Origin of the sequence: Streptomyces sp. NPDC058459 (assembly GCF_042721685.1) — a bacterium.
Classification (GTDB): Bacteria; Actinomycetota; Actinomycetes; order Streptomycetales; family Streptomycetaceae; genus Streptomyces.
Genome location: NZ_JBHXLV010000264.1, coordinates 1 through 8,071, shown reverse-complemented (window position 1 = coordinate 8,071; position 8,071 = coordinate 1). Strand labels below are relative to the sequence as shown.

Annotated in this window: 6 protein-coding genes, 2 tRNA genes and 1 pseudogene; 5 read left to right on the top strand and 4 right to left on the bottom strand. The window is 71.3% G+C overall.

Annotation, left to right across the window (positions count from 1 at the left end):
• A pseudogene (locus tag ACFWN1_RS29980) lies at positions 1 to 159 on the top strand (MFS transporter); the annotation flags it as partial.
• 9 nt (positions 160 to 168) lie between these two features.
• On the opposite strand, the gene ACFWN1_RS29975 reads toward ACFWN1_RS29980, so the two are convergent.
• Entirely contained in the window at positions 169 to 711 is a 543-nt protein-coding gene (locus ACFWN1_RS29975) for a PPA1309 family protein (RefSeq protein WP_384368775.1), read from the bottom strand.
• A 163-nt stretch (positions 712 to 874) separates the two neighbouring features.
• Between ACFWN1_RS29975 and ACFWN1_RS29970 the strand changes: the two genes are divergently transcribed.
• The 4 genes from ACFWN1_RS29970 to ACFWN1_RS29955 all read left to right on the top strand — a co-directional run bounded on the left by ACFWN1_RS29970 (position 875) and on the right by ACFWN1_RS29955 (position 6,037).
• Positions 875 to 3,727 (top strand): UPF0182 family protein, encoded by a 2,853-nt coding sequence (locus ACFWN1_RS29970; RefSeq protein WP_384368781.1) that lies wholly within the window; start codon positions 875 to 877, stop codon positions 3,725 to 3,727.
• Positions 3,728 to 3,770: 43 nt separating this feature from the next.
• Positions 3,771 to 3,844 (top strand) — tRNA-Met (locus ACFWN1_RS29965).
• Between the two features lie 205 nt (positions 3,845 to 4,049).
• On the top strand, positions 4,050 to 5,891 hold the full coding sequence (locus ACFWN1_RS29960) for a tetratricopeptide repeat protein (RefSeq protein ID WP_384368772.1): 1,842 nt from the start codon (positions 4,050 to 4,052) through the stop codon (positions 5,889 to 5,891).
• A gap of 72 nt (positions 5,892 to 5,963) precedes the next feature.
• Positions 5,964 to 6,037, top strand: a tRNA-Met gene (locus ACFWN1_RS29955).
• 62 nt (positions 6,038 to 6,099) lie between these two features.
• On the opposite strand, the gene ACFWN1_RS29950 is transcribed toward ACFWN1_RS29955, so the two are convergent.
• The 3 genes from ACFWN1_RS29950 to hisN form a co-directional block, all read right to left on the bottom strand.
• On the bottom strand, positions 6,100 to 6,516 hold the full coding sequence (locus tag ACFWN1_RS29950; protein ID WP_384368769.1) for a Fur family transcriptional regulator: 417 nt from the start codon (positions 6,514 to 6,516) through the stop codon (positions 6,100 to 6,102).
• Between the two features lie 110 nt (positions 6,517 to 6,626).
• A complete protein-coding gene (locus ACFWN1_RS29945; protein ID WP_384368766.1) occupies positions 6,627 to 7,052 on the bottom strand; it encodes a cyclic nucleotide-binding/CBS domain-containing protein in 426 nt (141 codons plus the stop codon).
• 173 nt (positions 7,053 to 7,225) lie between these two features.
• A complete protein-coding gene (hisN, locus tag ACFWN1_RS29940; RefSeq protein WP_384368778.1) occupies positions 7,226 to 8,020 on the bottom strand; it encodes a histidinol-phosphatase in 795 nt (264 codons plus the stop codon).
• Positions 8,021 to 8,071 lie beyond the last annotated feature (51 nt).

Here is an 8,071-nt window from a genome sequence, read left to right as displayed (position 1 = left end):
CTCATCTACGCCCTGACCACGGCCGCCGAGCACGGCTTCGGCCGTACCGACGTCCTCGTCACCCTCGTCGTGGGTCTGTCGCTCCTGGCCGCCTTCGTGGCCGTCGAGTCCCGCAGCGCGGCGCCGCTCGTCTCGCTGCCGATGCTGCGCCGCCGCACGTGAGGGACGCTAGTCGGCGAGCGTCGCCGCCAGGCCCTCCGCCAGACCCGGGACCAGGCCGGGACCGGTCAGCACCTCGGTCGCCGAGTCCTTCTCCCGCAGTCTGATCGCCGACTCGCGGTTGCCGTCACGCAGCACCGCCACCGTCATGCGCACCTCCTGCCGCTCCGGGCGGGCGGCCACCCATCTGGCCAGTTCCGCGTCGTTCAGGCCCTGCGGGACCTGCGTGTCGACGGACGGGGGCAGCATCAGGCGCTCCACGGTGAGCGCGCAGCCGACCACCGCGTCCGGCCAGGCGATGGTGGCGAGGAACTCGTCGAGCGGCTTGTCGGCCGGGACCTCGTCCTGCTCGATCGGGGTGAGGCCGGTGGTGGCGGTCTCCTCGTCCAGGCCCAGCTGGGCCGCGAGAGAGGGTTCCTGGGTGCGCAGCCGCGCGGTGTCGACGAGGGCGAAGAGGCGAGCCGGCTGGTCCCAGCCGAGGTGGGACGCGTACTCGTCGATCTCGAGCACGGCCCGGGTGAGCGGGCTCGCCGCCATGGGAGTGTTGGACATAATCACAATCCTGCCTCGTTCCTGGCCGAAATCGGGAACCGAGTAAACCGTGAGTAAGTTGCATAGGTGGGGGCCCGCGATCACAGCGGGCCACCAAGGGCCCGCGAACACGGGGGCCTGACGGATCGACAGCGACTTCGAGGTGCGCACCTTGGCTTTCCAGATGCCGGACCGCGGCGGAGGCCCGACGGGGCCACGGATCAGGGCGGGCCGTCCGTCCCGGCGGGTGAGGACCCTGCTCGTGACGCTGGGCGTCCTGGCCGCCCTCGGCATGGCCTTCACCATGTTCGCCGGCTTCTGGACGGACTGGCTCTGGTACCGGTCGGTGCACTACTCGTCGGTGTTCACCACCACCCTGTGGACGAAGACCGGGCTGTTCTTCGTCTTCGGCGTGCTGATGGCCCTCGCGGTGGGCTTCAACATCTGGCTCGCGCACCGGCTGCGGCCCCCGCTGAGCGCCATGTCCATGGAACAGCAGAGCCTCGACCGCTACCGGATGGGGGTGGCGCCGTACAAGACCTGGCTGCTGCTCGCCGTCACCGCGCTGGTCGGCCTCATCGCCGGCGCCTCGGCGGCCGCCCAGTGGCGGCTCTGGCTGATGTGGGTCAACGGCGTGTCGTTCGGCCAGAAGGACCCCCAGTTCCACCGGGACGTCTCCTTCTACGCCTTCGACCTGCCCTGGTACCGCTTCCTGCTGGCCTTCGGCTTCGCCACCGCCATCCTGTCGCTGATCGCGGCCGCGCTCACCCACTACCTGTACGGCGGGCTGCGTGTCACCAGCCCCGGTTCGCGCGCGTCGGCCGCCGCGACCGGCCATCTGTCGGTGCTGCTCGGCATCTTCGTCTCCCTGAAAGCCGTCGCCTACTGGCTCGACCGGTACGGCCTCACGGTGAAGTCCAGCGACTTCAAGGCGACGGACAACTGGACCGGCCTGCGCTATGTGGACGCCAACGCCTATCTGCCGGCCAAGACGATCCTGTTCTGCATCGCCGTCATCTGCGCGCTGCTGTTCTTCGCCACCCTGTGGCGGCGCACCTGGCAGCTCCCCGTCATCGGCTTCGGCCTGATGGTGCTCTCCGCGGTCCTGATCGGCGGCCTCTACCCGGCCATCGTGCAGAAGTTCCAGGTCCAGCCCAACGAGCAGGCCAAGGAAGCCCCGTACGTCCAGAAGAACCTCAAGGCGACCCGCGAGGCCTACGGCATCGACCACACTCAGGTCGACGAGTACTCGGGCCGGGCGGCGACCGACGACAAGGCGGCGCTGCGCGACCAGGTCGGCAAGACCGCCAGCATCCGCATCATGGACCCGAACGTGGTCTCCCCCACGTTCCAGCAGCTCCAGCAGATCCGGAACTACTACGGCTTCCCGACCAACCTGGACGTCGACCGGTACACCACCAAGGACGGCGAGGAGCAGGACACCGTCCTGGGCCTGCGTGAGCTGAACCTGGCCGGCATCCCGAAGAACAACTGGATCAACGACCACTTCCGCTACACCCACGGCTACGGCGTGGTCGCCGCCAAGGGCACCGAGGCGGACGACAAGGGCCGCCCGGTCTTCACCGAGAAGAACCTGCCCTCCAAGGGCGACCTGGGCACCTATCAGCAACAGGTCTACTACGGCGAGAAGACCACCACGTACTCCATCGTCGGCGGTCCCCAGAAGGAGATCGACTACTCCGACGACCAGGGCGAGAAGACCACCAGCTACACCGGCAGGAGCGGCGTCAACCTCGACAACCCGCTCAACCGGGCCGCGTACGCGGTGGCGTTCAACGAGCCGCAGATCCTCTACTCCGGGGCGATCGGCGACGGTTCGCGCATCCTGTACAACCGCACCCCCAAGGACCGCGTCGAGTCCGTCGCGCCCTGGCTGACCATCGACGGCGACGCCTACCCGGCCGTGGTGGACGGGCGCATCCAGTGGATCGTGGACGCCTACACGACCAGCAACGGCTACCCGTACGCCTCGCGCACCACCCTCGGGGACACCACGGCCGACTCGCTGACCGCGACCAACAACTCCCGCGCGGTGGTGGCCCAGCAGAACCAGGTCAACTACATCCGCAACTCGGTCAAGGCGACCGTCGACGCGTACACCGGTGACGTCAGGCTCTACCAGTGGGACGCGGCCGACCCGGTGCTGAAGACGTGGATGAAGGCGTTCCCGCACACGGTGAGGCCCCGCGCGGACATCAGCCCGGAGCTGATGGCCCATCTGCGGTACCCGCAGGACCTGTTCAAGGTCCAGCGCGAGCTGCTCACCCGCTACCACGTGACCAACGCGCAGACCTTCCTCAGCGGCAGCGAGGTGTGGCAGGTCCCGGACGACCCGACCAACGACTCGCGCAACTCGGTCCCGCCGTACTACCTGAGCATGAAGATGCCGGACCAGAAGCAGCAGGTCTTCTCGCTGACGACGACGTTTACCCCGAACGGCCGGGAGAACCTGAGCGCGTTCATGGCCGTCGACTCCGATCCGCGCGCCAGCGACTACGGCAAGATCAGAATCCTGAAGCTGCCGACGAGCACCACGGTCGACGGCCCCAAGCAGGTGCAGAGCCAGTTCAACTCCGAACCGTCCATCGCGGAGACGATCAGCCTGCTGAGCCGGGGCCACTCCCAGGTGGAGTACGGCAACCTGCTCACCGTCCCGCTGGACGGCGGCCTGCTGTACGCGGAGCCGGTCTATGTGCGCGGCGGCACACTGAAGTACCCGCTGCTGCGCAAGGTGCTGGTGACCTACGAGGGCCGCACCGCCTTCGAGAACACCCTGGACCAGGCGCTGGACAAGGTCTTCGGGGTCAAGGGCGCCGAACCGCCGGCGTCCACCAGCCCCACGGTCCGCCAGGCGCTCCAGGACGCCCAGAAGGCGTACGACGCGGGACAGGAGGCCCTCAAGGCCGGCCCGGACTGGGATGCCTACGCCAAGGCGCAGAAGGACCTCCAGGAAGCGCTGCGAAGGGCCGAGGACGCTCAGTCCAAGGTGGACAAGCCCCGGACCAGCGGCGGATGACCGGAGCCCGCCCCGCGCCGTGCTAGAGTTGTGCACACAACGGCGCGGGGTGGAGCAGCTCGGTAGCTCGCTGGGCTCATAACCCAGAGGTCGCAGGTTCAAATCCTGTCCCCGCTACTGAAGACGAAGGCCCGGATCTCATCGAGATCCGGGCCTTCGTGGTGTGCGAACTCATGTGCTGCGCGTTTCATCGGCCGCGCCACCGCCCGGAGTTGGGCCAACTGTGTTTGACTTGTCTCTCTGTGGGCATGTCGACAAAACGCTGTAGTGACCTCACGGGCTGCGGTACACCGGGTGTACCCAGGTTGCAGGTGGTGCGACGATGGACGTTATGGGGGACAAGGCAACTCTGTTCGAGACAGGGCGATTTGTGCAGCCTTCGGGTGAAGGACCGTCCCGCGACGTGGACGAGATGGGGGAGGACGCCGAGGAGGTGCGCCTCGGGATGGCGGCGCGCACCGGAGACGCCGAGGCCGCCAGCGTCCTCGGGGCCATGCTGCTGCGCCGCGGCGACCTCGACGCTGCCGAACCCCAGCTCCGCGCCGCCGCGTCCGCCGGCGACCGGCCCGCCGCCAACAACCTGGGCGTCCTGCTGCACCAGCGCGGGTACGCCGACGACGCCGCCGGCTGGTGGCGGATCGCCGCCGTCGCCGGATCGGCCGCCGCCGCGCACGCGCTCGGCCGCCACCACCGTGAGCGCGGCGACGAACCCGCCGCCGAGTACTGGCTGCGCCAGTCCGCCGAGCAGGGCCATGTGCTCGGCGCCTACGCCCTCGCCGACCTCCTGGAACACCGGGGCGACTCCCGCTCCGCCCACTGGATGCGCGCCGCCGCCGAACGCGGCCACCGCGAGGCCGCCTACCGGCTCGCCCGCTCCCTGGACGGCGGCGACCCCGCGCCCGGCACCGGGCGCGAGGAGGAGCCCGGCACCCCCGGCACCGGGGAGGCGTCCGCCGAGGCCGAGCAGTGGTACCGGCAGGCCGCCGCGCGCGGTCACCGCCGGGCCGCGCTGCAACTCGGCGCCATCCTGGAGAGGCGCGGCGAGCTGAAGGAGGCCGGGCGCTGGTACCTCACCTCGGCCAAGGACGGCGAGGCCCGCGCCGCCTGCGCCCTCGGATTCCTGCTGCGCGACGCCGGGGACACCGAGAGCGCGGCCGTGTGGTGGCTGCGCGCCGCCCAGGACGGCGACGGCAACGCGGCCAACGCGCTCGGCGCCCTGCACGCCGAGCGCGGCGAGACCCAGACCGCCGAGCGCTGGTACCGGGCCGCGCTGGACGCCGGGGACGACAACGGCGCCTACAACCTCGGGCTGCTCTGCGCCGAGCAGGGCCGCACCGCCCAGGCCGAGCAGTGGTACCGGCGCGCCGCCTACGCGGGGCACCGGGAGGCGGCCAACGCGCTGGCCATCCTGCTGCTGCGCGGCGGCGACACCAGCGGCGCCGAGCCCTGGTTCTCCAAGGCCGCCGAGGCCGGCAGCGTGGACGCCGCTTTCAACCTGGGCATCCTGCACGCCGGCCGGAACACCGAGCACGACAGCGAGGCCGCGGTGCGCTGGTACGAGCGCGCGGCCGCCGCCGGGCACACCGAGGCCGCCCTCCAGGTCGGCATCGCCCGGCTGCGCGAGGGCGACGAGCAGACCGCCGAGCGCCACCTGCGGTGCGCGGCCGGCGGGGGCAGCGCGGAGGCCGCGTACCGGCTGGCCACCGTGCTGGACGCGCGCCGTCCGCCGGAGCCCGCGCACGAGCTGGGTGAGAGCGTGCACGACAAGACCGAGTGCGAGGAGTGGTACGAGCGGGCGGCCGGGCAGGGCCACCGGCGTGCCCAGGTGCGGGTCGGCATGCTGGCGGCGGCGCGTGGCGACGTGGTCGACGCGGCGCGCTGGTACCGGGCGGCTGCCGAGGCCGGTTCCCGAAACGGCGCCTTCAACCTGGGGCTGCTGCTGGCCCGCGAGGGCAGCGAGCCCGAGGCCGCCGTGTGGTGGACCCGGGCCGCCGACGCCGGGCACGGCCGGGCCGCGCTGCGCCTGGCCCTGGTGTACGCGCGCCGGGGCGAGCTGGCCGAGGGGCAGCGCTGGGCGGCCCGCGCGGTGGAGCTGGGGCCCAGGGAGGTCGGCGAGCGGGCGGCGCGGCTGCGGGACGCGCTGCGCGAGGAACTGTCGGCCTGACCTGGGCGGACAGGGCACGAGGGGATGGATTTGCCTCGGCGGCGGTCGGTCCCGTAGTGTCATATTCATCGACGCGGGGTGGAGCAGCTCGGTAGCTCGCTGGGCTCATAACCCAGAGGTCGCAGGTTCAAATCCTGTCCCCGCTACTGAAGGCCGAGGGCCGGAATCCGAAATGGATTCCGGCCCTCCGTCATGTGCGGGTATTCCCTCAGGCGGCCGCGCACTCCGGGCACAGGCCGCGGTAGGTCACCTCGACGTCCGAGACGGCGAAGCCGAAGCGCTCGGTGTCGGGGAGGTCGGAGAGCGGGTCGCCGACGGGGTGCACGTCCCGGATCGCGCCGCAGCGGGAGCAGACCAGGTGATGGTGCGGGCGGTGCGCGTTCGGGTCGTACCGCTTGGCGCGGCGGTCCGTGCTGACTTCCAGCACCTCGCCGAGAGAGACCAGCTCGCCCAGGGTGTTGTAGACGGTCGCGCGGGAGATCTCGGGCAGCTTCGCCACGGCGCGCGCGTGGACCTCGTCGGCCGTGAGGTGGACGTGCTCGCCGTCCAGCACCTCGGCCACCACACGGCGCTGAGAGGTCAGCCGCCAGCCGCGTCCACGCAGCCGGTCCAGAAGGTCACTCATGGCAGCCAGCGTAACAGGGGGCCGAGACAGATCCCGAACAGGTGTCGTTCTGGAACAAGGGCAGGGTTGGACCCGGTCCAATCAGGGGTTCAGCCCTGCCGGGGGTGGGGTCAGGCGGCCGGTTCCGGGGCGCGGGCCGGGGTCCAGCAGCGGATGATGTCGCGGACCGAGACGATGCCCGCGGGCCGGCCGGCGTCCAGGACCACCAGGTGCCGGAAGCCGCCGTGCGTCATGGCGCGGGCGGCCTCGCGCAGGGTCCAGGCCGGGGCGGCGAAGACCACGGACGTGGTGGTGTGGGCGTGGGCGGCCTCCGCGTCCGGGTTCTGTCCCAGGCCGACGGAGTCGAGGATGTCCCGTTCGGTGAGAATGCCGATGCCGCCCGCGTCCGGGTCGAGCACCACGGCGGCACCGACCCGGCGGGCGGACATCAGGGCGGCGGCCTGGCGGAGGGTGTGGGCGGGGCCGATGGTGAGGACCACCGTGCTCATGGCGTCTCGGACGAGGGTGGGGGTCGGTGCGGGCGCGGGAACGAGCATGGGCGTCAGCCACCTCCGGTGCGATCCGCGCCGCACAAGCACGGATTCACGAATTCACAAGTGGGGGAGGCTTCAGGGTGACAGGTAAAAGGGAGGTCAACAAGACGGCGCGCGACGCCCGTCGAGGGCGCGCGGACCTCCATGAGCGCGACCGGAGCGCGACCGGGCCGCGCTCAGTCGCCGAGCCGCCCCAGCAGCTCGTCGTGCAGCAGCCCGTTGGAGGCCGCCGCGTCACCGCTGTGCGGGCCGGGGCGCCCGTCGAGACCGGTGAAGGTGCCGCCCGCCTCGGTGACGATGATCGCGTTGGCCGCCATGTCCCACAGCGACAGCTCCGGCTCCGCGCACATGTCCACCGAACCCTCCGCCACCATCATGTAGGGCCAGAAGTCGCCGTACGCGCGCGTGCGCCACACGTCGCGGGACAGCCCCAGGAAGCCCTCCAGCCGGCCGAGCTCCTCCCAGCCGGTGAGCGAGGAGTAGGCGAAGGAGGCGTCCGCGAGGTCGCTCACGCCGGAGACGTGGATACGGCTCGCCGAGGTGAGACTGCGCCCGGTGAAGGCGCCGTGGTCCTTCGCGGCCCACCAGCGGCGGCCCAGCGCGGGCGCGGAGACCAGGCCCACGACCGGGTGGAACCCGCCCGGCCCCGCCTCCGTCAGCGAGATCAGCGTCGCCCACACCGGGACCCCGCGCACGTAGTTCTTCGTGCCGTCGATGGGGTCGATCACCCAGCGGCGCGGGCCCGAGCCCTTGGCGCCGTACTCCTCGCCGAGCACCGAGTCGCGGGGGCGGGCGCGCTGGAGGTGGTTGCGGATCAGCTCCTCGGCGGCCTTGTCCGCCTCGCTGACCGGCGTCATGTCCGGTTTCGTCTCGACCTTCAGGTCGAGGGCCTTGAAGCGCTCCATGGTCGCGGCGTCGGCCGCGTCGGCGAGCACATGGGCGAGGCGCAGGTCGTCGAGATAGTCCGGCATGTGACGACCGTAGCGGCCGGGGGTGTCCGGAAGCCACCAGGGCCCGGCCTG